21 protein-coding genes and 4 pseudogenes are annotated in these 23,965 nt (G+C 68.1%); 4 read left to right on the forward strand and 21 right to left on the reverse strand.

Annotated features, from left to right (window positions below; all coding sequences use genetic code 11):
• Positions 1-41: 41 nt before the first annotated feature.
• The 11 genes from ACMTAK_RS40270 to ACMTAK_RS40320 all read right to left on the reverse strand — a co-directional run bounded on the left by ACMTAK_RS40270 (position 42) and on the right by ACMTAK_RS40320 (position 10,143).
• Positions 42-785 carry an IclR family transcriptional regulator gene (locus ACMTAK_RS40270; RefSeq protein ID WP_413810711.1) on the reverse strand — a complete coding sequence of 248 codons (744 nt, stop codon included), beginning with the start codon at positions 783-785 and terminating at the stop codon, positions 42-44.
• Between the two features lie 144 nt (positions 786-929).
• Positions 930-1,391, reverse strand: coding sequence for a hypothetical protein (locus ACMTAK_RS40275; RefSeq protein ID WP_413810712.1), 462 nt, complete (start codon positions 1,389-1,391; stop codon positions 930-932).
• 42 nt (positions 1,392-1,433) lie between these two features.
• Positions 1,434-2,237 (reverse strand): alpha/beta fold hydrolase, encoded by an 804-nt coding sequence (locus ACMTAK_RS40280; protein WP_413810713.1) that lies wholly within the window; start codon positions 2,235-2,237, stop codon positions 1,434-1,436.
• Positions 2,238-2,261: 24 nt separating this feature from the next.
• Positions 2,262-3,470 (reverse strand): thiolase family protein, encoded by a 1,209-nt coding sequence (locus tag ACMTAK_RS40285; RefSeq protein ID WP_413810714.1) that lies wholly within the window; start codon positions 3,468-3,470, stop codon positions 2,262-2,264.
• The gene (locus ACMTAK_RS40290; protein WP_413810715.1) at positions 3,457-4,113 is read right to left on the reverse strand and encodes a CoA transferase subunit B; all 657 of its coding nucleotides are present in this window, start codon (positions 4,111-4,113) and stop codon (positions 3,457-3,459) included. Before ACMTAK_RS40290 ends, ACMTAK_RS40285 begins: the two co-directional genes overlap by 14 nt.
• Positions 4,113-4,895: a CoA transferase subunit A gene (locus ACMTAK_RS40295; protein WP_413810716.1), complete on the reverse strand. Its 783-nt coding sequence runs from the start codon at positions 4,893-4,895 to the stop codon at positions 4,113-4,115. The genes ACMTAK_RS40290 and ACMTAK_RS40295 overlap by 1 nt, the downstream gene beginning before the upstream one ends.
• Positions 4,895-5,191: a muconolactone Delta-isomerase gene (gene catC / locus ACMTAK_RS40300; RefSeq protein WP_413810717.1), complete on the reverse strand. Its 297-nt coding sequence runs from the start codon at positions 5,189-5,191 to the stop codon at positions 4,895-4,897. Before catC ends, ACMTAK_RS40295 begins: the two co-directional genes overlap by 1 nt.
• A gap of 5 nt (positions 5,192-5,196) precedes the next feature.
• Entirely contained in the window at positions 5,197-6,063 is an 867-nt protein-coding gene (gene catA, locus ACMTAK_RS40305) for a catechol 1,2-dioxygenase (RefSeq protein WP_413810718.1), read from the reverse strand.
• 31 nt (positions 6,064-6,094) lie between these two features.
• Positions 6,095-7,198: a mandelate racemase/muconate lactonizing enzyme family protein gene (locus tag ACMTAK_RS40310; protein WP_413810719.1), complete on the reverse strand. Its 1,104-nt coding sequence runs from the start codon at positions 7,196-7,198 to the stop codon at positions 6,095-6,097.
• Positions 7,195-8,094 carry a LysR substrate-binding domain-containing protein gene (locus ACMTAK_RS40315; RefSeq protein ID WP_413810720.1) on the reverse strand — a complete coding sequence of 300 codons (900 nt, stop codon included), beginning with the start codon at positions 8,092-8,094 and terminating at the stop codon, positions 7,195-7,197. The genes ACMTAK_RS40310 and ACMTAK_RS40315 overlap by 4 nt, the downstream gene beginning before the upstream one ends.
• 591 nt (positions 8,095-8,685) lie before the next feature.
• Entirely contained in the window at positions 8,686-10,143 is a 1,458-nt protein-coding gene (locus tag ACMTAK_RS40320; RefSeq protein ID WP_413810721.1) for a glycoside hydrolase family 32 protein, read from the reverse strand.
• A 103-nt stretch (positions 10,144-10,246) separates the two neighbouring features.
• On the opposite strand from ACMTAK_RS40320, the pseudogene ACMTAK_RS40325 reads away from it, so the two are divergent.
• From ACMTAK_RS40325 to ACMTAK_RS40335, 3 genes and pseudogenes are all read left to right on the forward strand, one after another.
• Positions 10,247-10,641, forward strand: a pseudogene (locus ACMTAK_RS40325) (DDE-type integrase/transposase/recombinase); the annotation flags it as partial.
• 12 nt (positions 10,642-10,653) lie between these two features.
• A pseudogene (locus ACMTAK_RS40330) lies at positions 10,654-11,249 on the forward strand (IS701 family transposase); the annotation flags it as partial.
• A 483-nt stretch (positions 11,250-11,732) separates the two neighbouring features.
• Positions 11,733-14,471 (forward strand): SpoIIE family protein phosphatase, encoded by a 2,739-nt coding sequence (locus ACMTAK_RS40335; protein ID WP_413813147.1) that lies wholly within the window; start codon positions 11,733-11,735, stop codon positions 14,469-14,471.
• 220 nt (positions 14,472-14,691) lie between these two features.
• Here ACMTAK_RS40335 and ACMTAK_RS40340 read toward each other — a convergent pair.
• The 10 genes and pseudogenes from ACMTAK_RS40340 to ACMTAK_RS40385 form a co-directional block, all read right to left on the reverse strand.
• A pseudogene (locus ACMTAK_RS40340) lies at positions 14,692-15,320 on the reverse strand (IS630 family transposase); the annotation flags it as partial.
• A gap of 85 nt (positions 15,321-15,405) precedes the next feature.
• Entirely contained in the window at positions 15,406-16,227 is an 822-nt protein-coding gene (locus ACMTAK_RS40345) for a creatininase family protein (RefSeq protein ID WP_413810722.1), read from the reverse strand.
• 118 nt (positions 16,228-16,345) lie between these two features.
• Positions 16,346-17,191, reverse strand: coding sequence for a carbon-nitrogen hydrolase family protein (locus tag ACMTAK_RS40350; RefSeq protein WP_413810723.1), 846 nt, complete (start codon positions 17,189-17,191; stop codon positions 16,346-16,348).
• Positions 17,192-17,257: 66 nt separating this feature from the next.
• Positions 17,258-18,076 carry an ABC transporter ATP-binding protein gene (locus ACMTAK_RS40355; protein ID WP_413810724.1) on the reverse strand — a complete coding sequence of 273 codons (819 nt, stop codon included), beginning with the start codon at positions 18,074-18,076 and terminating at the stop codon, positions 17,258-17,260.
• An 8-nt stretch (positions 18,077-18,084) separates the two neighbouring features.
• Positions 18,085-18,789 carry an ABC transporter permease gene (locus tag ACMTAK_RS40360; RefSeq protein ID WP_413810725.1) on the reverse strand — a complete coding sequence of 235 codons (705 nt, stop codon included), beginning with the start codon at positions 18,787-18,789 and terminating at the stop codon, positions 18,085-18,087.
• A 65-nt stretch (positions 18,790-18,854) separates the two neighbouring features.
• Positions 18,855-19,661 carry an ABC transporter permease gene (locus ACMTAK_RS40365; RefSeq protein ID WP_413810726.1) on the reverse strand — a complete coding sequence of 269 codons (807 nt, stop codon included), beginning with the start codon at positions 19,659-19,661 and terminating at the stop codon, positions 18,855-18,857.
• Positions 19,639-20,709, reverse strand: coding sequence for an ABC transporter substrate-binding protein (locus ACMTAK_RS40370; RefSeq protein WP_413810727.1), 1,071 nt, complete (start codon positions 20,707-20,709; stop codon positions 19,639-19,641). The genes ACMTAK_RS40365 and ACMTAK_RS40370 overlap by 23 nt, the downstream gene beginning before the upstream one ends.
• 38 nt (positions 20,710-20,747) lie before the next feature.
• Complete coding sequence (locus ACMTAK_RS40375) at positions 20,748-21,416, reverse strand: RraA family protein (RefSeq protein ID WP_413810728.1); 669 nt, start codon at positions 21,414-21,416, stop codon at positions 20,748-20,750.
• Positions 21,417-21,752: 336 nt separating this feature from the next.
• Positions 21,753-22,147 (reverse strand): annotated as a pseudogene (locus ACMTAK_RS40380) (aminotransferase class III-fold pyridoxal phosphate-dependent enzyme); the annotation flags it as partial.
• Positions 22,144-22,320, reverse strand: a complete 177-nt coding sequence (locus ACMTAK_RS40385; protein WP_413810729.1) for a hypothetical protein — start codon at positions 22,318-22,320, stop codon at positions 22,144-22,146. The pseudogene ACMTAK_RS40380 and the gene ACMTAK_RS40385, both read right to left, overlap by 4 nt.
• A 58-nt stretch (positions 22,321-22,378) precedes the next feature.
• On the opposite strand from ACMTAK_RS40385, the gene ACMTAK_RS40390 reads away from it, so the two are divergent.
• A complete protein-coding gene (locus ACMTAK_RS40390) occupies positions 22,379-23,728 on the forward strand; it encodes an aminotransferase-like domain-containing protein (protein WP_413810730.1) in 1,350 nt (449 codons plus the stop codon).
• The last annotated feature ends 237 nt before the right edge of the window (positions 23,729-23,965 follow it).

A 23,965-nucleotide genomic window follows, 5' to 3' on the forward strand; every position in this document is an offset into this window, starting at 1 on the left:
ATGCCATTGGCCCGGTCATCGGACCGAAAAGTTTGCTCTGCTCAGTCTTTTACGCCCGCGAAATCCCGCGTCAAGGCGCGGCCGGCCGCCGCGACCACGGGAGCGAGCCGCGACACGTCCAGACGTTCCACGGGACCCACCACGGTCACCGTCGCCACGGCGACGTCCTCGGCGAACACCGGCGCGGCGACCGCCCCGTAGCCGACGACGAGTTCCTGACGATCGACGGCGTAGCCTTGCCGGCGCGTCTGCTCGAGCTCGGCCTGGAGCCGCTCAGGGTCCGCGATGGTCCACTGGGTACGGCGGCGCAGCGGAGAGGCCAGGACCCGCTCGCGGATCGCCGGGTCACCGAAGGCCAGCAGCGCCTTGCCAGACGCCCCGCAGTGGAACGGCACCCTGCCCTCCACCTGGGTGACGGCGACACCCCCGCCGCGCTGGCTGAAGTACTTCTCCACGAAGAGGACGTCCTGATCCCCGGGAAACGCCAGCACGACGGTTTCCCGGGTGGTGAGCGCCAGGTCTTCGAGGTAGCGGGCCGCGATCAAGCGCAGGGCCCTGGTCCGGGGGACACGTTGGCCCAGCTCGAACAGGAGCGAGCCCAGTTCGTAGCGGCGGCCGTGTCGTTTCAGCAGTCCCACGTCGACCATCTCGGTGGCCACCCGGTGGACCGTGGTTTTCGCGAGCCCGGTGCGCCGCGTCAACTCGGACAGGCCAAGCACCGGTGACCCGGTGTCGAAGGCGCCAAGGATCAACCGCACCTTCCGCAGCAGGGAGTCATTCTCCATCTCTGCGTGCACCGTATTCACCTCTCTCGCTCCCATCCCCGCCGCTCCGGACAGTGGCACCTCATGACCGTCTCCACTGCCCGGGCACGGAGGCGGTGCCCCAGCGGGCGCGGAGTCCTGCCACGTAGGCGCCGAACTCCTCGATCATGGACACCCGCTCCGGGTGCAGCAGCCACTGCTGCTGCAACCCGTCCAGCAGCCGATCGTACGGTGCACAAGCGCGTCGGAGTTGCCCGTGCCCAGCGCTTCCAGCGCATCGAACGTGTCCCGGCCGAGCGGGGCGTCCCCGTCCTCGGCGGTCAGCTCGATGCTCGCGGCCGACCGTAGCCAGGGGCTCTCCCGCGTGAAGACCTCGGTCCGGCCGACGTGCCGGGACTCGATCACCTCACCGTCGCCGTCGCGGGTCGTGACCCGCATACCGAACTCTCCCGTCTCCGGATCACGCAGGGAGCCGCCGCCGGCGGTGAGCGGATCCCTGCGGACCTCGACGCCGTCCACGACGGACACCCGGTCCGCGCCGAGCGCCTCCCTGAGACCGTTCGCGATGCTGACCATCTGGGGCGGCCGGGCCTCCGCGGAACCGGATGGATCCTCCTTCGGGCTCACGCGACCACGCGGGGGAGGGATGCCAGGCACGCGGCCGGACTTTTACCTGGCGGAAATGGGTTCGGCCGCGCGGAGGTGGGCGCTCAGTGCCTCTTCGACCGCTTGCGGGTCCTCCATGGCGAGATGTCCGGTGGCGACGGTCCGCAAGTCGGCTCCGGGGATCCCCGCCGCGAGCTCCTCGGCGTGCTCCAAGGGCGTGGCGGTGTCGTGGGAGCCGCCGATGACGAGCGTGGGAGCGGTGACCCGGGCCAGCTCGGACCGCAGGTCATAGGTGGCGAGGGCGTCGCAGCAGGCCGCGTAGCCGACCGGATCGGCGGTGGCGAGGTTTCGCAGCAGGGCGCTTCCGAGAGGCGTCCGGGCAGCCGTACCGGGATCGGCGAACCAGCGGTGCGGGGCGCTCTCCAGCAACGGTCCGGTCCCCTCGCGCCGTACGAGGGCGGCGCGCTCCCGCCAGGGGCCCGGCGGTCCGAAATGCGCGGAGGAGCAGACCAGAGCCAGGGAGGCGACACGTTCGGGGTGGCGGACGGCGAGGTGGGTCCCGAGGGCTCCGCCCAGGGAGATGCCCGCGTAGTGGAACCGGTCCCGGCCAAGGTGGTCCACCAGGCCGAGAACCAGCGACGCCAGGTGCCCGACCGTCGTACCACCGGACTCATGATCCTTGAGCGGCCCGGCGGACGATCCGCCGTGGCCGGGGAGGTCGAAGCGCAGCACCCGCCAGCGGCGGGCGAGGGCGGTCGCCTGTGGGTCCCAGACGGTGGTCGAGGTGCCCAGGGACGGGCCCAGGACCAGCAGCGGGGCGTCGGCCGCGCCCTGGACCCGATGATGCGGCAAGAAAGGGGACGTCACCGCGGCTCCTGCGGGGTTGTGGGGTCAGCGTTCGAGGACGACGGCGAGGCCCTGGCCGACGCCGACGCAGAGCGTGGCGACGCCGGTACCGGAGCCGCGGCGGGCGAGTTGGTGGGCGACGGTACCGGCGAGTCGGGCGCCGGAGGCGCCGAGGGGGTGGCCGAGGGCGATGGCGCCGCCCTGCGGGTTGAGGATCGCCGGGTCGCATCCGGGCCACTCGGCCAGACAGCCCAGGACCTGGGCGGCGAAGGCCTCGTTGAGTTCGAGGACCGACAGGTCGGCGAAGCTCCTGCCCGCCTTGGCGAGGGCGCGGTTCACGGCCTTGACGGGGGCGAGGCCGAAGTAGTGCGGGTCGATCGCGGACAAGCCGGTGGCGCTCACCCGGGCCAGCGGCTCCCGGCCGGTGGCCTTCAGCCCTTCCTCGTCGGCCAGCAACAGGGCGGCCGCGCCGTCGTTGAGCGGCGAGGCGTTGCCCGCGGTGACCGTGCCGTTCCCGGGGCGGAACGACGGCGTGAGCTTGGCCATCGCCGCGAGGGAGGCGTCGGCGCGTACGCACTCGTCGGTGCCGAAGACGACCGGGTCGCCCTTGCGGAGCGGGATCGTCACGGGCGCGATCTCGCGGTCGAACAGGCCGCCCGCCTGGGCGGCGGCGGCCTTGCGGTGGCCGGCGAGGGCGAACTCGTCCTGTTCCTCACGCGTGATCGCGTGCTTCTCGGCGATGAGCTCCGCCGATTCCCCCAGCGGGACGGTCCACTGCGGGTCCATCCTCGGGTTGACCATCCGCCAGCCCAGGGTGGTCGAGTACAGCTCGGTGTGGGAGGCGGGGAACGGCCGGTCGCTCTTGGGCAGCACATACGGGGCGCGGGTCATCGACTCGACCCCGCCGGCCAGGGCGATGGAGGCGTCGCCGACCGCGATGGCCCGTGCGGCCTGGATGACCGCTTCGAGCCCGGAGGCGCACAGGCGGTTGACGGTCACGCCCGGCACGGAGGTCGGTAGACCGGCCAGCAGCGCCGCCATGCGGCCCACATTGCGGTTCTCCTCGCCGGCTCCATTGGCGTTGCCGAGGTACACATCCTCGATCCTCGACGGGGCCAGGTCCGGTGTCCGGGCCAGGAGCGCGCGGATGGCACCGGCGGCCAGGTCGTCCGGGCGGACGCTCGCCAGCGCGCCGTTGTACTTGCCGAACGGCGTGCGGACGGCGTCGACGATGTAGACGTCACGCGTGCTCATGATCGAACCTCCTGGGGGTGCGGACCTCGGCGGCGGTCCGCACCACGATGTCGTCGGTGCTGACCCCCGGCGCGGTCTCCACCAGCACCAGACCGTCCCCGGTGATGTCGAGGACGCCCAGATCGGTGATGATCCGGTCGACGCAGCCGCGTCCGGTGAGTGGCAGCGCGCACTCGGGAAGAATCTTGGGGGAGCCGTCCTTGGCGGTGTGCGTCATCACCACGATGACCGTGCGGGCGCCGTGCACCAGGTCCATGGCGCCGCCGATCCCGGTGATCATCTTTCCGGGGATCGCCCAGTTCGCGAGGTCGCCGCGGGCGGACACCTGCATGGCACCCAGCACCGCGACGTCGATATGACCGCCGCGGATCATCCCGAAGGACAGCGCCGAGTCGAAGTAGGAGGCGCCCGGTAGGACCGTCACGGTCTCCTTGCCCGCGTTGATCAGGTCCGGGTCGACCTCGTCCTCGGCCGGGTAGGGGCCGGTGCCCAGGATCCCGTTCTCCGACTCCAGGATCACCTCGACGCCCGGCGGGAGGTAGTTGGGGATCAGCGTCGGCAGCCCGATGCCGAGGTTCACATACTGGCCGTCCCGCAGCTCGCGCGCGGCGCGGGCCGCCATCTCCTCGCGTGTCCAGGCCATTACGCGCTCACCGTCCGTGGTGCCGTAGGTGCGGAGACCGTACGCCGCTCTATCTTCTTGTCGGCCGCTTGCTCCGGCGTCAGCGCGACCACGCGCTGGACGAAGACCCCGGGCAGGTGCACCGCGTGCGGATCGATCCCGCCCGGCTCCACCAGTTCCTCCACCTCGGCGATGGCCACCCGTCCGGCCATCGCGGCCAGCGGGTTGAAGTTGCGCGAGGACTTGGCGAAGACGAGGTTCCCGTGCCGGTCGCCCTTCGCGGCCCGCACCAGCGCGAAGTCGGTGCGGATGCCGCGCTCCAGCACGTACTCCACCCCGTCGAACTCACGGATCTCCTTCGGCGGCGAGGCCAGGGTCACACCGCCCTGACCGTCGTAGCGCCACGGCAGCCCGCCCTCGGCGACCAGCGTGCCCACCCCCGCCGGGGTGTAGAACGCCGGGATCCCGGCACCGCCCGCCCGCAGCCGCTCCGCGAGCGTGCCCTGCGGGATCAGCTCGACCTCCAGCTCTCCGGCCAGGTACTGCCGCGCGAACTCCTTGTTCGCCCCGATGTACGACCCGGTCACCCGGGCGATCCGGCCCGCCGCCAGCAGCACGGCGAGGCCGGAGTCCATCGCCCCGCAGTTGTTCGACACCACGCTGAGCCCGGCCACGCCACGCTCGTACAGCGCCTGGATCAACACGTTCGGCACACCGCTCAGCCCGAAACCGCCCACCGCGAGCGTCGCGCCTTCGGCCACGTCAGCCACCGCGTCCGTGGCCGTGGTGACTACTTTGTCCATCACGCCACGACCTCGTCGGCCGCCAGGTCGGACGGGTGCTGGGCCAAGGGCGTGACGTCGATCTCCATGTACGGGAAGAGGGGCAGGTTCCACAGGATGCCGTGGAGTTCCTCGTTGTCCTCCACATCGAAGACGCTGAGGTTGGCGTACTGCCCGACGCAGCGCCAGATGTGCGCCCAGCGTCCCGACTTCTGCAGTTCCCGGCAGTACGCCTTCTCGCGGGCCACTAGGTCCGCGCGGACTTCGGGGTCGAGGTCGCGCGGGATGTCGACGTCCATCCGTACCGCGAACAGCATCCGCGTCACGCCTTGTCGAGGACGAAGTCGTAGGTGACCTGGTGGCCGTGGCCGTCCGCGGCCGGACCGGGGTCGAGGATCAGCTCGGGCTTCACGGCCTGGGCGATGTCGTCCTCGACATGGCTGCCGCCCCTGAAGTACAGCTGGGTGGTGACCGGCTGGTGGCCCGGGGCCGACACCTTCAGGTGCAGATGGGCGGGGCGCCACGCGTGCCAGCCGGCGGCGGCGATGAGCGAGCCGCAGGCGCCGTCGGTGGGGATCTGGTACGGCGCGGGCTCGATGGTGCGGACCTTGAAGTCGCCCCGCTCATCGGCGACGACGGTGCCGCGCAGGTTCCACTCGGGCAGGCCCGGGGCGAACTGCGAGTAGTAGCCCTCGTCGTCGGCGTGCCACATCTCGAGCACGGCGCCCGCCAGCGGGGTGCCGTCCACGGAGGTGATCCGGCCCTGGAAGAGCAGCGGGGTGCCTGCCTCGTCCTCGCGCATGGGCAAGGTGGCCTCGGCGGACATCCGCGGGGAGCCGGGGACGTAGTACGGACCCTCGATGGTGCCCTTGCTGCCCTCGCGGTTCTCGTTCGCCACCTCCTCGACGACATGCTCGACCCAGACATCCAGGAAGAGCGGCCACTCGCCGTCCTCACCGACCCGGATCAGCCACGCCTTGAGCGCGTCGTACTCGGCGTAGGTGAGCTTGTGGCGGCGGATGATGTCATGGGTGGCGGCGAGGAGCTCGGAGACCAGGGTGTCCACGCGCTTGGTGTCGGCGCCGGTGGCGCCGGTGCGCTCCTTGGTGCGGAACCGCTCGGTGGCGGCGGCACCGGACGCGGCCGCGGTGGCCTGCTCGGCGGGCTGGTCCGTGGTGAGGTCGGTCATTGTCTCGTCCCTTGTCTTGTCAGGCGGCCGGTCAGCGGTCCTGGCGGTAGCGGGCCAGCTTGTCGGGGTCGATGGTGAGGCCGAGTCCGGCGCCCTCGCGGATGCGCAGGGTGCCGTCCTCGATGGTCAGCGGCTCGGTGAGAAGGTCGTCGGTCATGTCGAGGAAGTTCGACAGCTCGCCCGCATGCCGGGCGGTCGTCCGGTGGGCGGCGCCGAAGGCGACCGCGCACAGGGTGCCGATCTGGCCGTCTATCTGATTGCCCATCACCACCTCGACGCCCAGCCCCTCGCACTCGTGCAGCACCCGCTGGGAGGCGGTGAAACCAGTGCGGGCGGTCTTGATGCTGATGGCGGTGGCGGATCCGCCGAGGAGTTCCCGGGTGACCTCGGCAGCGCGGGTGGCGCTCTCGTCGGCGATGAAGGGGACCGTGCTCTGAGCCACCAGCCAGCGGCGCCCGAGCACATCGTCGGCGGGGCAGAGCTCCTCGGCGAAGGTCAGCCCGAGGTCGGCCATCTCCCGCAGGGCGCGCGCCGACTCTGACGGGGTCCAGCCGCGGTTGCCGTCGATGTAGAGCTCCACGTCCGCGCCCAGCGCCTGGCGCAGTGCCCGGCAGGCCGTGACGTCGTCACCGTACGGCCGCCGGCCGACCTTCACCTTGAAGGTGGTGATGCCGTAGGTGTCCCGGACACTCTCCGCCTCGGCCACCATCCGGTCGGCGGGCGCGAACCCGACCATGTGGCTCACCCGCATCCGGTCGGTGTAGCCGCCGAGCAGGCCGGACACCGGCATGCCCGCCGCCTGCCCGAGGATGTCCCACAGAGCCATGTCGATCGCGGCCTTGGCGGTCGGGTTGCCGACCGTCCGGTCCAGCTTCTCGTGGACGGCCTCGCGCTCCAGCGGCGTCAGCCCCAGGATCTGCGGGGCGAAGATCTTCTGGATGACCGCGACGATCGACTCCTGGGTCTCGCCGTAGGTGTACGGACGGGGCGGCGCCTCGGCGGTCCCCGTCAGCCCCTGGTCGGTGTGCACCCGGACCAGGACGTGGTCGGCGGTGTGCACCTCGCCGCTGGCGAATCTCAGCGGTTTCGCGTAGGGAATGGCGAAGGGCACCGCCTCCACCTTGACGATCTTCATGCCACTCCTTCGAGAAACACGTCGTTCCGCTCCAGCGCCTTCAGCAGGGTCCGCAGCAGCGGTGAGTCGTCGTCCTCGCGCCAGGCGAGGTCCAGATGGACATGGAGCGCGTCCTCGATCCGTTTGCACAGCACGCCCTCGCGCGGCGCGGAGCGGATCGAGTCCGGCAGCACGGCGATCCCGAGGCCGGCGGCGACCAGTGCCAAGGCGGCCGAGGTCTCGGTGACCTCGTAGGCGCGGTGCGGATAGAAGCCGGAGGCCAGACAGCTGCGCACCACCGCGTCGTTGACGACGGAGCCGAGCGCGGCGGCGTACATGATGAAGTTCTCATGCCGCAGCCGCTCCACCGGCACGGACTCGGCCTTCCCGAGCCGGTGATGTCCCGGGACGGCCACGACCAGCGGTTCCGAGGCGATGCGGCGGTGGGCGATACCCTCCTGGCGCACCGGCGGACGCAGGACGCCGACATCGAGACGCCGCTCGATCAGCGCCGCTTCCTGGGCGGGTGTGAGCATCTCGGTGTGCACCTCCAGCATTACGTGCGGCATCTCGCGTTTCACCAGTTGGGCCAGCGCCGGCAACTGCCGGTACGAGGCGGTTCCCGTCAGCCCGATGCGGAGCACCCCTTCCGCCCCCGCCGCGAAGCGCCCCACTCGGGCCACCGCTTCGTCGACGGCCTTGAGGATGCGCTCCACATCGGTGCGGAACACCTCGCCGGCGCCGGTCAGGGCGACCTGCCGGGTGGTGCGGGCGAACAGTTCCACGCCCAGTTCCGTCTCCAGCCGGCGGATCGCCTGGGAGAGCGGGGGCTGGGCCATGTGCAGACGTTCTGCGGCTCTGCCGAAATGACGGGTCTCGGCGACGGCCGCGAAATACCGGAGCTGCCTGAGTTCCATCGGAAACTCCCCTCGAACACGCCTCAGACTAAGGAACGAATCCCATACACCACAAATACCTTGTTAGGGCCTATTGAGACGCTGGAGATATCAATATCTCGGCGGTACGACTCCCGCGCGCCTTCCGGACGCCGAGAACCGCGGCATCCCGATGATGTAGATCGCGACCGCCCGGCTGCCGCGAAACCCGTCGTGACCGACGCGGTCATCGGCGCCACCCGCGCCGAGCACCGCGCCGGCGCATTCGCCCCCCTTGACATCGACACCCTGACGAGCTCCTGGAAAGCCGGTACGCGCCCTGCACCCCGACCGGATACTGACGGCGCCAGACCGACCAGAGCGCGTCTGCTCAGCAGGAGTAGGTTCGGGCACGCCAGGCGTCAGCTGGACGCGGTGAACCAGCGCGTTTCCCGGCGAAACACTGCGCGGGCTTCCGGGCATCTCGCGTTTCACCTCCGGTACCCGGCTCTGCCGGCGGGCGGTGGTGAGTTATTAGGCGCGGTCGATGTGGTGGCGAGAGGGCGGGCGGGGCGGCGTGTTCGGACTGCGGTTGCTTTTCGGGCCGGGTGCGGATGTGCACCCGCAGAGCGGTCAGTCCTGTCCTTGGGTTGCCAGAAGCGGTTGTTGATGGATCCCGCCCGATTTCAGGTCCCATGCCTCGACAGCGAAGTCGGTGCTGCCGGTGCCTGTCGTGCGGGCTTGCAGTCGCCAGGGCGTATCGCCGAGCGGATAGAACCTGAGGGTGAGGACCTGGCCGGAGGCGAGATAGATTTCGGTGATCGAACAGTCGACGACAATGCGTAGTTCGACGGGTGTGCCGGGAGCCTTCGCGGCGGCCGGGCAGGGAAGCGTGTAGGTACCCGCTCGTGCTCGCGGGTCCGGTGACGCGTGGCTACGGTCGATGGCGAGCAGGTCGGCGGCAGGGTCGAGGGTGATGTCGAGGTACTCGCTGCCGTCCTCGGAGGTGACCAGGCGTAGCCCGCTGGTGCCTGACGGGTGGGGGATCAGGGTGGCGGTGAGGTCGAAGGTGCGACCGACCTGTCCTAGCTCGACCGTCTTTTCCTGGTCCGCGCGACCGGTGTGATGCAGTACGCGCTCGCCGCGCAGGGCGAGCAGTTCGCGGGCGGGGCGCTGGGCGACCGTGCCGTCGTCGGTCAGGGTCACCTCACGTGGGAGGGTAAGGACGCCGGCCCAGCTGGCTTCGTGCGTCCAGGTGTCGTCGCGGGCCTCCCACGCCCAGCCCCATAGCAGCCACCGGTCTTCCCCGGGGGCTTTGAGCAGGGCGGGGGCGTAGAAGTCCGGGCCGTGGTCCAGTCGTACGGGGGGTACGGTCGAGGTGAAGCGGCCGTGTTCCTCGTGGCCGGTGTGGACCGTGACGTGGGAGGGGCCGCCCTGCGGGGTCCAGTCGCTGACGATCAGGGCGCCTCGGTCGCCGAAGGTGGCGTACTGAGGGCATTCCCAGCCGGCCGGACCGGCGTCGGCGGCGGGGCCGCCTGTGGCGAAGGGGCCGTGGTAGGCCCAGTTCTCCAGGTCGTCGGATTCGTAGAGGAGTGCCGCCCCGCGGCCGTTGGAGAGTGCCGCGCCGACCAGCATCCGCCAGCGGCCGTCCTGCTGCCAGACGTAGGGGTCCCGGTACATGGTCGTGTCCGCAGGCGGCTTCGGGATGAGCGGCTTTGGCTGCTTGGCCCAGGTGTAACCGCCGTCGTACGACTCGGCGGTGGTGACCGGCTGCCACCAGCGGTCGGTGCGGTGGGCCGAGTAGAAGGCCACCAGCCGATCGTCGGCGGAGATGGCGTTGCCGGAGAAGCAGCCGTCGGCGTCGTCACCGCCGGGGGCGGGGGCGACCGGGAGCTGTTCCCATGTGATCAGGTCGGGGCTGCGGGCGTGGCCCCAGTGGATGTTCGCGTGCTGCGAGCCGTGTGGGTTGTACTGGAAGAAGACGTGGTAGTGGCCGTCGTGGAAGACCAGGCCGTTGCGGTCGTTGATCCAGTTGCGGGGCGGTCGCAGGTGTACGGCGGGCAGGTGGGGGTCTGCGGGCGGCGTGGGCACACAAGACCTTTCGAAAGGGTGCGCAAAGCGCAGCGGGGGTTGAGAAGGAGAGAGCCGAGGCCGGGGCGGGCGGCTACGGGGCAACGCGGTGGCGGCTATTCCCATCGACGCCCGGATGCAGTCCCGCCTCGCCGTGGCCGCGCTGGAGTCCGCCGTCGCCCGCCGCGGCCGGGTGGCCGGGTGCGTGGTGCATTGGGACCGCGGCTCGCAGTTTCGGTCACGGAAGTTCCTCGCCGCTCTCGTCCGTCACGGACTGGCCGGCTCGATGGGCCGGGTCGGTGCGGCGGGTGACAACACCGCGATGGAAAGCTTCTTCGCGTTGCTGCAGAAGAACGTCCTCGACCGCCGTACCTGGGCCACCCGCCAGGAGTTGCGGATCGCGATCGTGACCTGGACCGAGCGCACCTACCACCGGCGCCGACGCCAGAGACGCCTGGCCCGATTGACCCCGTCGAGTACGAGACCATCATGACCCCACCAGCAGCTCCGGCTGCATAAACCCCGGTGTCACCCGACTCTGCGGCAGTCCCCTGCCAGCTGGTCGTGGCCACCACCGACCCAGCCAGCCTGCCGGAGAAGGCCACCTGGTACGTGGCCGCCAATCTGCCTCGCCCCGACGCACCCCATGCCATCACCAGCCCGCACCCGTCGGCCGACCCAGCCGAGATCATCCGCCTCTACGGACTGCGGCCGTGGATCGAGCAGAGCTACAAGCAGATCAGGGACGAATTCGGCTGGGCCGACTTCCAAGTCCGCTCCGACCGCGCCATCCGCCGCCACCCAGACCCTGGTCAACTGCGCCTTCTCCCTTCTGCTGGTACCAGTGGTTCGCCCCACCCGGGCCCCTGGATGCCACCGCGCCGGACCCGTGCCCCGACGAGGGGCCAGAGAGAGGGACCGGCCCCGCCCCACCAGCCCCAACAGTCCTGCTGGCCCAGGGCTTTACGAGCCATCCGTTCCTGGCTCACTCCTGCCGTCACTCTCAACCGATGGTGGCGAGCCTGGACGGATAAGGACCCACCCTCCGAGCTCCAGGCCCTGATCGACGCGGTTACCACCGGACACGGCATCGACCTCTACCTCCGGATTTAACGAACCACCGGTAGTCCCGGCATTGCCGGGGCGAGTGAGCAGGAGGCGGGCCAGGCGCTTGGGGTGATCACGGGCCGGTCGCCCTCGGCCCTCCTTGGGTGATGATGTAGTGGTCCAGGAGATTGAGGCTGCCGATGTAGCCGAGTTCCTCGATCTCGCCGAACGGCTGCTTCACAGGGACGCCGGGTCGGCGGCACGGCGGGCGCGGAGCGGTCGCGGTGTGGAACACGCCGGGGATGACGGAGGATCGAAGCCGCGAACGACCTGGGTCCGTTGCGTTTCGGCGATGCTGGCTTCCTGCTGCGGGCGGTGGCCTGCCGCCAGTTTCGGGTGTCGTCGTAGTACCTCTACCACGGCCCCGACAATGTACCGACGCCCCGAGGGGCTACTCAGATGAGTGGGCGTTCGGACGGAAGCGGAATCGGTGTTAGACATAAGTCATGAAACCACCCTTGCGATACCGGAAGCGGCTGAAGCACCCATCCGTTGGCTCCGGGATGCAGGTGCGCTCGCTGCTGCCCCTGCGCAGTGCGGCCGGTCAGGTGTTCGTGCTGCAGGTCGCGCTGGTGCTGGTGCTGGTAGCGGCCGCGGTGACGGCTCAGGTGGTGCAGGCAGAGCAGGCCAGTAGGGATCGGGCCGGGCAGGTGTCGCTAGTGGTGGCCCAGGCGTTCGCGCATGAGCCGGGCATGGCGGAGGCGATGCAGGGCCCGCATCCCACGAAGGTGCTTCAGCCGCGAGCCGAGGCAGCCCGTAAGCAGGCGGGCGTTGACTTCATCGTGGCAATGAGCCGGAAGGGCATCCGCTATACCCAGCCCAACCCGTCCTTGATCGGGAAGAAATTCGTCGGCACGATCGAGCCCTCGCTGCATGGTCGCGTCACCGTGGAGAAGGTCCCCTCCACACCTGAGGGGACATACGCGGCGGTCCAGGCGGTGGTGCCCGTGAGAGGCTCCGACGACTCCATCATCGGCATGGTCGCCGCGGGGATCCGTGTTTACAACGTCAGCGACATGGTCACCCGGCAGCTACCGATCATCCTCGGCGCGGGAGCAGCAGCCATGGTGATGGCCACGGCCGGGGCGGCCCTGATGTCCAGACGGCTGCTGCGGCAAACGCACGGTCTCGGGCCAGCGGAGATGACACGGATGTACGAGCACCATAAAGCAGTACTGCACGCGGTGCGGGAGGGCGTGCTCATCCTCGGCTCCGATGGGCTGCTGGTGCTGGCCAACGACGAGGCATGCCGCCTGCTGGACCTGCCCACCGGTACCGAGGGCCGGCACGTGCGCGAGCTGGGCCTGGACGAGGGGATGGCGCGGCTGCTGGCGTCGGAGGAGACGGTCACCGACGCAGTACTCCTGGCCGGGGATCGGCTGCTGGCAGTGAACACGCGGCCCACCGCTCCCTATGGCGGGGAGTCGGGCAGTGTGGTGACGCTACGCGACACCACCGAGCTGTCGGCCGTCTCGGGCCATGCGCAGGTGGCGCGGAAGCGGCTGAGATTGCTGTACGAAGCAGGGGTGCGGATCGGCACCACGCTGGACGTGACACGTACGGCTGCGGAGCTGGTGGAGATGGCCGTACCGCGGTTCGCCGACGTGGCTGCGGTCGACCTAATGGACGAGGTCGTACGCGGTCAGGAGCCCAGCCCGCACACTCGGCGTCGGGTGCGGCGGGTAGTGGCCAGTGACCGGCCCGCTGGCCTGCCGCTCTACGAAGTCGGTGAGGCGATTGCGTTCCGGCCCGATTCACCGCAAGGACGGGCCCTCGATGCGGTACGGGCTGTGCTGGAGCCGGACCTGAGCCGTGCGGAGGAGCGGTGGCATCAGGACTCCGACCATGCGCGGCGGATTGCGGAGTACGGGGCGCACTCGCTGATCACTGTCCCGTTGCGGGCCAGGGGCGTGGTCCTGGGCATCGCACACTTCTGGCGTACTGGCGACTCACCGGCCTTCGACGAGGAGGATGTGTCCTTCTCGGAGGAATTGGCGGTGCGGGCCGCGGTGGGCATCGACAACGCGCGCCGGTTTACCCGTGAACACGCGATGGCGGTCACACTGCAACGCAGTTTGCTGCCGCGGGGACTGCCCGAGCACGCCGCGTTGGAGGCGGCCTGGCGCTACTTGCCGGCCGAGGCAGGCGTGGGCGGCGACTGGTTCGACATCATCCCCCTTTCCGGAGCGCGGGTCGCCCTCGTCGTCGGCGACGTGGTCGGGCACGGCCTGCACGCGGCCGCCACCATGGGCCGGCTGCGCACCGCCGTACACAACTTCTCCTCCCTCGACCTGCCCCCCGACGAACTGCTCGCCCGGCTGGACGAACTCGTCATCCGTATCGACGAAGCGGAAAGCTTCGCTGGCCTTCCGGCCGAACAGCAGCATGAGGAGGTAACCGGGGCGACGTGCCTGTACGCCGTCTACGACCCCGTCACCGGCTCCTGCATCCTGGCCCGCGCCGGCCACCACTGCCCAGCTGTGGCGTACCCGGATGGGACCGTCAGCTACGCGGACGTCCCCGCTTCCCCGCCCCTCGGCGTGGGCAGCTACCCCTTCGAGACCACGGAAGTCCACCTGCCCGAAGGGGCCCGCCTTGTCCTGTACACCGACGGCCTCGTCGAGCGGCGGCACCACGACATCGGTGCCGGTCTGGACACCCTCCGCAGGGTGTTGGAAGAAACGGCGGGCAGCAGCCCGGAGGAAACCTGCAGCAGAGTCGCGGACGCCCTCATGCCCGCGCACCCGTCCGACGACGTCGCACTGCTGGTGGCCCGTACGCGGCTGCTCGACCCGTCCAAGGTCGCCGAGTGGCACGTCCCGCCGGACCCCGCGGCCGTGGCCGCGGTACGCGCGGAATGTGTCACACACCTGTGCGGGTGGGACCTGGAAGAGATCGGCCCCGCCACCGAACTGATCCTCAGTGAACTCATCACCAACGCCATCCGCTACGGCAGACCGCCGATCCGAGTCCGGCTCCTGCACGACGACCACACACTCATCTGCGAAGTGTCGGACGGCAGCAGCACCGCACCGCACTTGCGCCGCGCGTCCACCATGGACGAAGGCGGGCGCGGCCTCTACCTCGTCGCCCAGTTCGCACAACGCTGGGGCACCCGCTACACACCACATGGCAAGATCATCTGGACCGAACAGCATCCGTCCGACGCCGCATCCACCTGGGCCGCCGAGCAACTACCGCCCGACATGATCCTGGAACAGTTCGACGACACGGACTGGTGAGGGATCGGTCGATTGAAGTTCCCCCTTGGTAATGGACAGCGGGAGCTTATGCTGCGGGGGGTAGTCGTATTGCAGTCGGGCCCGGATTTCCAATGGGGTGATGTACCCGAACTCGGGGTATCTGCGGAGTGCCGGTCACCGCACACCCGCCGGGTTGCAGCATCTGCTGAGCCGGGCCTGCTGGAACCCCGACGAGATACGCGATGACCTGCTGCGGCAACAGGGTGGTCAGCCCGTTGCGGACGTAGTCATGGGTGCGCCGTTCGGGATGCCCGGCACTATCGGCAGCACCGGCTGGGACCGGTCCAGCGCCTGGATCTGGGACTTCTCGTCCACCGAGAGAACCACCGCGACCTCGGGCGGGTTGAAGTACAGGCCGACGACGTCGTCGACCTTCTCCACGAACAGCGGGTCCGTCGACAGCTTGAACGTGTCCGTCAGGTGCGGCTTGAGCTGGCACTTCCGCCAGATCCGGCCGACGGTGGACTTCGACAGACCACTCCGGTCCGCCATCGACTTCCGCGACCAGTGGGTGGGGTTCTTCGGGATCTCCTCCAACGTCGCGACCACGACCGCCTCCACCTGGTCGACGTCGATCGTGGGCGGCCGGCCCGGCCGGGGCCCGTCGACCAGGCCGGGCCGGCCGGTCGGCCAGGAACCGCCGCCGCCACTTGCGGACCGTGTCCGCGGCCACTCGCAGATCCCGGGCGACCGCGACGATCGGGGCGGCACCTCCGGCCTTGCGCACGCCGGCACGATCCGCGTGCGCAGGGCCGGGGCCGATGCCGCCCGCCGCGTCCACCGCTCCAACACCGCCCGCTCATCATCGGACAGCAGCAACGGTTCCAGCTTCGGGCCCCGACGAGGAACGGACGCACCAGCAGCAGAAGTTGCGCAACTGCTAACGATCAACTATTGGCGCAGCTAGAAGCTCTTACTCAACAGCCTTTGGCGCCGCCTCAAGGTTCCGGGTGTTGCGGTCGTATTCAGTGACGAAGTCGATGCAGAAGCCGATCACCCGTTCGATCCAGACACGTCCGGTCTTCTCACTGGCCAGCGTCACATCACCGGTGACTCCGGACGGGCTGACGTCGGAGAAGTCCCAGTAGACGGTGCCAGGTACGGAGTGGTCGCCGATGCGGGCCGAGACATAGCTGGTCGGATGCCAGCCCTGGAACGATTCGAGTTTCCCGCCCTCGGCGGCATCCATGCGCACCTGCTCGGGAAACATCGCCAGCATGGCCGACAGCTCGGGCTCAGCGCCGTGGCCGAAAGCCTTGTCCGGGTGGTCGTACTCGTCACGCATCAATTGATAGCCGATCGACCACGGATACACGGTTCCGATGAGCACACCGTGCTTGGCGCGCAGTTCGGTGGCGGCAGTCGCGACCGGGGAGGTGTTCCCGCCATTGTTGTTGACCACGACGATGCGCCGGAAGCCGTGGCGGATCAGTTCCTCGCAGATGTCGGTGATGACCGAGGTGAGGGTTTCATGGCGCAGGTTGATGGTCCCGGCGTAGCCGCGGAAGGTGGGCGAGTGGCCGTACATCATGGTCGGCGCTACCAGCGCATCGGTCGCCTCGGCGACCGCTTTGGCCACGAACTCTGCCACGATCGAGTCCTCGTGCAGCGGCAGGTGCGGGCCGTGCTGCTCAATGGTGCCGACGGGAAGCAGCACGACCGGATCGCTCTGCGCCGCATCGAGTGCTTCGGTCCAGCTCATTTCACCAAGATTGCGGGTGCGCCAGTTTGACATACCTATCCTTACGGGCTTGTTGTCCAACGAGGGTGGTTGTGACTTTGAGCGGGTCGCGAACGAAGAACTCTGCCGGTCGACTATCAGGTGTGCATCAGCTGGATCTCCGGCTGGTGCCTCAACGAGCCGCAACCTGGTGCGAAGCTCGGACCCCGGTTGGTTCCTGCGGCGACATACCTGAAAAAGTGAAGCGGCGGTTGGCCAGAGACGGGTTCTTTACCCGCACCTGGGCGACACGTTGGGGATCGATGTCGTAGACGCCGACCGCGGGCACCTCACCTAGTTCACCAACCACGATTCCCATCGGATCAACGAGCAGGCTGCCGCCGGTCGAGAGCGGCGGAGCCTGACAGACCGACGCCAGGAAGTACGTGTTCTCGATCGCACGGGCCCGGGTCAGCACCTGCAGATGATCCTCCTTTCGGGACCCGGGAGTCCACGCGGCGGGAAGCAGCGTGAGCTCGGACCCGGCGTCGGCGAGCGCCCGTGCGATCTCGGGAAACCGCAGGTCATAGCAGGTCATGACGCCGACATTCACTCCGTTGACCAGGAAGGTGACCGGTTCGAGGTCGTCCCCGGGCCGGATGATGTCTGATTCGCGAGTCCCGAAGGCGTCATAGAGATGGAGCTTGCGGTACTGCGTGACAAGCTCACCGGAGGGATCCATCACAACGACGGTGTTATAGGCGCGGCTCTCGCCCGGAACGCTCTCCAGCATCCCAGCAACGAGGTGCCTGCCATGCTCCTTCGCGATCTCCGCAAGAGCGGTGCAGAAGGGACCATCCAGCGGCTCGGCTGCTTCGCCGTACCAGGGTCCGACCTGCGCGTGCTTGTACATGGCGAACTCGGGAAAGACGATCAGCTCCGCCCCCGCCGAAGCGGCATTCGCGGTCATCCTCCGAATCTTCTCGAGGTTGTCCTGCTTGTCGTCGGTCGAGTCCACCTGCGCCATCGCCAGTTTCATCAAGTTGCTCCTCAGAAAATTTTGGATTCCGGAACGGAAAGGGAGGTGATTCGGCGTGTGCCGATGTCACACGCGGCTCACCGAGGCCGCACCGATCATCTGCGATTGCCGGATGAGTGCCAGCACATGCGATCGGACCTCGGAGAACCGGGCTGTTTCCCGGGTGGTGATCTGGTCGCGTTCCTCGCCCAGTCCGACCTCGACGATCTCCTGGACTCGGGCGGGGTTCTTGGACAGCACGACGATTCGGTGGGAGAGGTAGACGGCCTCGTCGATGTCGTGGGTGACAAGCACGACCGTCATCCCGCGCTCACGCTGGAGGGCAAGGGTCAGGTCCTCGAGCTCAAGCCGGGTTTGCGCGTCGATCGAGGCGAAGGGCTCGTCCATGATCAAGACGTCGGGGCTGGTGATGAGTGCCCGGGCGATCGCGACTCGCTGTTGCATCCCGCCGGACAGCTGCCAGGGGTGCTTGCGACCGCTGCCGGCCAGGCCGACGCTGGCCAGGGCGTTCTCGACCAGCTCGGCGATCACCGCTTTGTCCGTGCCGCGGGCGCGCAGGGGCAGGCCGACGTTCTTCGTGACGGTCATCCATGGCATGAGGGAGCGCGTGTACTCCTGGAAGACGACGGAGATCGACGCGTTCGGGCCGTGCAGGGGCTCGCCATTGAGGTACACGGCGCCGGCGGACGGGGGCATGAGGCTGGTCAGACAGCGCAACAGAGTGGTCTTGCCGGCGCCTGACGGGCCAACTACACACACGAACTCGCCCTCATGGACCTCAAGCGAGATGTCGGACAGCACTTCGTGGGCGTCAGACGCGCCGCCGTAGGTCTTGCTCAGACCCTCGACGCGCAGCCGGGGGACAGGGTGTGTGTTCGACGGCATGGGGCCTCCTAGCGGGCCTTCGAGGTGGCCCGCAACCCGATGTGCCAGGCCAGGACACGGTTGCGGACCACGGTGAACAGTGCATTGAGGAAGAAGCCGATGATGGCCAGCAGCAGCATTCCTGCCCACACGCTGGGGGCGTTGAAGGTGACCTGAGCCTGCATGGTGATGAAGCCAAGGCCGCGCACGGCGGCAAGCATCTCGCTCGACACCATCAAGACGAGCGCGAAATGCATCCCGATCTGGATACCGCCGAGGATGGCCGGGGCCGCCGACGGCACATACAGCCGAAGCACTGTGTCCAGCGGGCCGAGCTGGATCGAGCGGGCGACGTCGAGGAGCGCCGGATCGGTGCGCCGCAGACCGTCCAGCGTCGATACGACGATGGGAAAGAACGCCCCGATGAAGATGATGACGATCTTGGAGGTGTCACCCACACCCAGAACCAGAACGAAGGGAGGGATCAGCATGATCGGCGGCACGGACCGCGCGAAGTCCATGAGCGGCAGCGCCATCTCGCCCAGCCAGCCGACCCGCCCGAGCAGGACACCGACGGGCACCCCGACGACCACGGCCAGCAGGAACCCGGCACCGAAGTTCACCAGACTGGGCACGACGTCACTGGAGACACGGCTGAACAGCCACAAGTCGGCGAACCGGTTCAAGATGACCGGGAGCCGCGGGAAGAACGGGTCAGGGCGGAGCGTGGTCACGATCCCGTAGCAGACGACAATGGCGATCGGTGCGGCTGCGCCGAGAGCGACACGGAATCCGATTCTCATGCGCTCACCTCTGTAGGTTGGTGCCCACGGGTCAGGGCTTTCTCCACCGTCCCGAGTACCTGCGCGAACAGCACCCCGATCACGCCGCTCCACAGGATCAATCCGAAGACGGTGGGGGCGTCGCCACCCTGCTCGGCCAGGAGGATCAGACGCCCCAGACCCGGCGCCCCGGCGAGGAGTCCCACGCCGATGGACAGCAGCAGGGCGACCGTGGCGCCGACACGGATCCCGGAAGCGAGATAGGGAAGCGCGCTCGGCAACACAACTGTCCGTTGGGTGAGCCCCCAGCTGAGCTGCATCGCCCGCGCCGTGTCGAGTGCGACGGGATCGACGTCACGGACCCCGACGAGTACCTGAACGAGGATCGGCCACAGCGCGGCGAGGGAGGCCAGGACGACGCCCAGCTCGCGCGTCGGCCCGAGCACCAGGAGCACGAGGGGCAAGATCACCACAGGTGGCAGCGGGCGGAGGAGTTGGATGAGCGGGTCGAGGATGGCATGGACAACCGGAACCAGTCCCATCACGACGCCCAGCAGCACACCGAGGACGATGGCGATGCCAAGGCCCGACAGCGACATCACCAGTGTCTGGCTGAGCGCGTCCCAGAAATCGGGGTCCCCAGCGTTCCGCCAGAACGCGGCGAGGGTCTCCGACGCCGGCGCCAGTCCGGCCACACCGGCCAATGGCCCGGCAGTGGTGCACCACTGCCACACCCCGAGCCAGAGCACCACGCCGGCGACGCCCCGCACCGTTTTGCGTTTCATGGTCGATGGGCTCATGTCACTTGCCCGCAGAATGGTCATCCGGGCGTACGGCTTCCGGGACGACTACGTCGTCGATCGCGAAATCCTGATCCAAGAACTTGTAGTCGAGCATGATCTTCTTGAAGCGGTTGAGGCCCGCGATATCGGCGTAGTCGTAGAAGTGGGCGACAACCGCGTTGGCCAGTGTCGCCGGATCGACCTTCTGCTCCGCCGCGACCACAGCGCGGATCTCTTTGTGGTGAGCGTTGGCATAGGCCGCTGACTGGCGAACACCGCAGTTGAAGCGTGCGACGGTCTCGCGGTTCGCAGTTATATACGACGCCGACGACACGATGGCCGAGGTCGGACCCTCGTGGAACGTCTCCACGCCAGGCCAGCTGATCACTTTCGCACCGGCGGTCTGAAGTTTCGACAGGAACGGGTCCGCGGTGTACGCGGCGTCGACCTTCCGAGCCGATAGCGCGTTTGCGCCGTCGGCAAGACTGAGGTTGACGAACTTGACCTTGGACGAGTCGCCCCCGTCGTGGTCGATCACATACCTGGTAGTGAGCTCGGACTGGCCCTGAACGTCGATCAAAGCGACGGTCTTTCCGGTGAGATCCTTCGGGCGGGTTATCCCGCTGTTGCCGTTGACGACGATCGCGGAGATCTCGGTCTGGTAGCCGGGGACGCCCGCCTTCATCTTGTCGTAGTAGCCGGGTGCGATTCCGGCAAAGGGCGCGACGATCCGCAACGGCACCCCATTGCCGATGGCCTGGAACAGCGCGACGGAGTTGGTGAAGGCGAAGTTGCTGGTGCCGCCCTGCACGGCGGCCAGACTGGCCGCATGTGACGCGACAGGCTGAATCTTGACGTCCAGGCCGTTGGCAGCGAAAAAGCCCTTCTTTACCCCGGCATAAAGCGCTCCATTACTGACGGTTGGAAGAGCCGAAACCGACACCTTGGTCGGCGAGCTGCCCCTGTTCGGCTTGGTGCAGTCGTAGGAGGCATGGCCGATGGGCTGTTCGGCGGAGGAGCCGCACGCAGTGAGCAGCGCGGTGGCGAGGGCCAGGACTGGCATGAGCAAGGTACGGGCTGTGCGCGACATGATGCTCCGTTCGCGGGTGGGGCAATCAGACCGCGTACTCACGGCACCTGAACCATCCGGTCGGCCATCCGGTCGGCGGCTCCGGACAGCTGTGACAAGGGAGTTCCGGCCCGCACCTTCTGCTTGACCTCGGCCTCCCAGTCCTGCTTGTCGATCGCGTGGTCAGCCAGTGCGAGCAGGTCGGGAGCGGTTATGAAGAGGACTCCATCGGAGTCGCCGAGGACCAGCTGGCCGGGCACGGCAGTGGCGCCGGCGATGGAAACCGGCACGTTGACGTCGCCTTCCAGACCGAGGACGCGAGTGGTGAGCGCGCTGGTGCCACGCGCGAACACGGGAAGGTCGAACTCGATGAGATCGACGAGATCGGTGGCCATGCCATCGACGATGATCCCAGCGGCGCCGCGCTCCTTCGCTGTGAACGCGACCATCGCGCCCACGCAGGCACGCTCGACATCTCCACCCATGTCGATCACGACAACGTGGCCGGGCTCGATGTGGTCGACCGCGTAGTGCACGGCCGAGGAGTCCAGATCCCCGATTCGCACCGTGTAGGCGGTACCGACGAGGTGCTTGGTCGGGGTGAGCGGGTTCAAGCCGAACGCGAACCCGCGATCTTGCATGTGACCGACCGTCGATGGCATGACACGTCGTGCTGTCGCCATTGTATCCGTGTCGTGCACAGCCGGGTGGGGGCCGATTTTGAACATCGCCATCTCCTTGGATCAGAATTGAGGGGTTCCGCGATTCCTGGACAACGTTCTTGTGGCTGATTTATGTCGCGCCGTCAACAACAGCCACGGCAGCGACCGGGTAGCCCGTGACCGGGTTGTAAATGAGGATCGTTACCCCGTCCCCAACTTTGCGGCCGCCACTGATCCAAGGTGGAATGATGCGTATACAACCCGTCTCCTTGACAGATGTTCCGGGAGCACTACCTACTGACGTAGTTGCGATCTGCCACCGTGAGCGCCTCATCGAGCGCTGCAAGCCCCTCGCGGATCTCCTCGGCGCTCGCCGTGCAGGGCGGTACCACATGCGTGCTTCGCGGCCACGGTGTGCGGCCCTTCCACCGTGATCGTGTCTCGCAGGTGCTGCAGCGCCCGCTCGCACTCCTCCGCCTCGGTGGTCGCGTGGAAAGCCGAACGGTAGAGGTAGGGACCCCAGTAGCGCACGACACCGGGCATCGCCGGCTCCAGCCTGCTCCTGAACGGCCGCGACGACCTTGGGGTGCTGGTGACCGATGTTGACGTTGACAAGTTGCGCCGTGAAGTCCAGGTACCGATTGCCGTCGTGATCCCAGAAGTACGAGCCTTTGGCACCGGGCAACTGCGATCGGTGCGATCTGTTTCTGCGCGGACCAGGGGTGGAGGACGTGTGCGTTGTCGTCAGCGAGGATCCGCTCGACGTCAGCCGAGCTGACATCCACGAGTGAGGTCACAGCAGGACTCCTTGCCGGATGAGGCACGCGCGGAGCTCGGCTTGCGGGCTCACCGTGTCCGGCCGATGCGAGGTGCCGAGCGTGGCTCGAGTACCGAAATCGATGGCTTCGGGTCCGTCGATACAGGTGCTCCTGGCGAGAGCGGCCTGGCGGCGCGGAACGGGAGTCGTCATGCGGAGACGGTACGACTGGTTTGTTGGCAATACAATCAGGAATTGCTACGTTACAAACGTGGACGGAATCCTATCCCCGATCGAAGAACGACTCGACGAGCCCAGCGCGAAAGGCTTGGCGCATGCCGTGAGCCAGGCAATTCGCGATGGATTGCTCAGCCCAGGCACGCGACTACCGCCGATCCGCGAGGTGGCCCATGAGCTGGCGCTGTCGCCCACGACGGTCAGCGCGGCGTGGGCGCTGCTCCGCCGATCGGGCATGATCCACACCGACGGCCGCAGAGGCACCAAGGTCGCGCGGACTGATGTGTCGGTCACTGGTCGCTACCAGACGGTGCTGGAGCGCCAGGCCCCGTTCGAGCTCGACTTGTCGGCCGGTGGCCCCGACCCAGCCCTGCTGCCGAGCCTGTCACGTGCCATCGCGGGTCTCGATAGGGCTGGCGCGCAGGGCAGCTATCTGGACCAACCGGACCTGCCTGAGCTGGTCGAGGTGCTCGGCAACGACTGGCCGTACCGACCGGAGAACCTGACCATGGTGGACGGTGCGATGGACGCGATGCAGATGATCGTTCATGCCTGTCTCCGTTTCGGAGACAGGGTCGTCGTCGAGCACCCCGCGTTCACGCAGCTGCTCGACCTGCTCGAGACCGCCGGCGTGCGGATAATCGGTGTGCCGCTGGACGATGAAGGCGTCCGCCTCGATGAGCTGCGTGCGGCCTTCAGGACTCCGGTCGCTGCGGTCTTTCTGCAGCCGCGCGCACAGAACCCGACCGGGGTCTCGCTGTCGCAGCGCCGCGCTCGGGCCATCGCGAAGGTCGTCCGAGGCACCAGTACGGTCGTCGTCGAGGACGACTCCAGCGGCATGATCTCGCTCAGCGAACCCACTAGTCTGGGCCGGTGGCTGCCCGACCAGACGTTGCACATACGCAGCTTCTCGAAGTCGCACGGTCCCGACATTCGGCTCGCCGCACTGAGCGCACCTGCCGGACTGCTGGAACAAGTCACCGCCCGGCGCCAGTTGGGTCAAGGCTGGAGCAGCAGATTGCTCCAGCGAATCCTGCTGAACCTACTGACCGACCCGGCGTCGATTCGCGAGGTCTCGGCCGCCCGCACGGAGCACGCCCGTCGGCGGACGGCAATTGTCACCGCGCTTCACGAACACGGCGTACGTGTCGGCGGCTGCGACGGAATGAACATCTGGGTCCCGGTGCACGACGAATCGGCGGCAATCATGCGGCTTGCGAGCCAGGGCATCTGCGTCACGCCGGGCGCACCTTTCGCGGTCCTGCCGGACAATGCGCCGCATATCCGAGTGACGAGCGGTCTGATCAAGGATCACCACGCCGAGCTCGCCGAGCGCCTCGCGGTCGCCGCGAGAACTGACGGCCGCCGGTCCCGGGGCCGCTGACCGGTCCCGCCTCTGCGGGGCGGCACCCGTCCGCAACCTGATGAGCTGCTGACGGTTGGGGGTCGTGAGAAGCCGTATCTCAACCGATCTTGAAACGTGTGGATCGAACGGAGTTCCTGGTCGGGTGATCTTCCGGCGGTACGCGCATGAAGACAGGGCCTCCTGGTAGCTCGGGGGTGCGACCCCATTTCGAGCGGTTCCCGGAGGCCCTGTTGTCGTTGTTGTACGCGCCCGAGC

It is taken from the genome of Streptomyces lacaronensis (assembly GCF_047337785.1).
Classification (GTDB): domain Bacteria; phylum Actinomycetota; class Actinomycetes; order Streptomycetales; family Streptomycetaceae; genus Streptomyces; species Streptomyces lycopersici.

What these genes read in the sequence shown, in the direction of transcription:
- ACMTAK_RS40270 (WP_413810711.1), bottom strand. Translation starts at nt 785, where the DNA reads ATGGAGAATGACTCCCTGCTGCGGAAGGTGCGGTTGATCCTTGGCGCC.
- ACMTAK_RS40285 (WP_413810714.1), bottom strand. Translation starts at nt 3,470, where the DNA reads ATGAGCACGCGTGACGTCTACATCGTCGACGCCGTCCGCACGCCGTTC.
- ACMTAK_RS40290 (WP_413810715.1), bottom strand. Translation starts at nt 4,113, where the DNA reads ATGGCCTGGACACGCGAGGAGATGGCGGCCCGCGCCGCGCGCGAGCTG.
- ACMTAK_RS40295 (WP_413810716.1), bottom strand. Translation starts at nt 4,895, where the DNA reads ATGGACAAAGTAGTCACCACGGCCACGGACGCGGTGGCTGACGTGGCC.
- catC (WP_413810717.1), bottom strand. Translation starts at nt 5,191, where the DNA reads ATGCTGTTCGCGGTACGGATGGACGTCGACATCCCGCGCGACCTCGAC.
- catA (WP_413810718.1), bottom strand. Translation starts at nt 6,063, where the DNA reads ATGACCGACCTCACCACGGACCAGCCCGCCGAGCAGGCCACCGCGGCC.
- ACMTAK_RS40310 (WP_413810719.1), bottom strand. Translation starts at nt 7,198, where the DNA reads ATGAAGATCGTCAAGGTGGAGGCGGTGCCCTTCGCCATTCCCTACGCG.
- ACMTAK_RS40315 (WP_413810720.1), bottom strand. Translation starts at nt 8,094, where the DNA reads ATGGAACTCAGGCAGCTCCGGTATTTCGCGGCCGTCGCCGAGACCCGT.
- ACMTAK_RS40335 (WP_413813147.1), top strand. Translation starts at nt 11,733, where the DNA reads ATGCAGGTGCGCTCGCTGCTGCCCCTGCGCAGTGCGGCCGGTCAGGTG.
- ACMTAK_RS40345 (WP_413810722.1), bottom strand. Translation starts at nt 16,227, where the DNA reads ATGTCAAACTGGCGCACCCGCAATCTTGGTGAAATGAGCTGGACCGAA.
- ACMTAK_RS40350 (WP_413810723.1), bottom strand. Translation starts at nt 17,191, where the DNA reads ATGAAACTGGCGATGGCGCAGGTGGACTCGACCGACGACAAGCAGGAC.
- ACMTAK_RS40355 (WP_413810724.1), bottom strand. Translation starts at nt 18,076, where the DNA reads ATGCCGTCGAACACACACCCTGTCCCCCGGCTGCGCGTCGAGGGTCTG.
- ACMTAK_RS40365 (WP_413810726.1), bottom strand. Translation starts at nt 19,661, where the DNA reads ATGACCATTCTGCGGGCAAGTGACATGAGCCCATCGACCATGAAACGC.
- ACMTAK_RS40370 (WP_413810727.1), bottom strand. Translation starts at nt 20,709, where the DNA reads ATGTCGCGCACAGCCCGTACCTTGCTCATGCCAGTCCTGGCCCTCGCC.
- ACMTAK_RS40375 (WP_413810728.1), bottom strand. Translation starts at nt 21,416, where the DNA reads ATGTTCAAAATCGGCCCCCACCCGGCTGTGCACGACACGGATACAATG.
- ACMTAK_RS40385 (WP_413810729.1), bottom strand. Translation starts at nt 22,320, where the DNA reads ATGACGACTCCCGTTCCGCGCCGCCAGGCCGCTCTCGCCAGGAGCACC.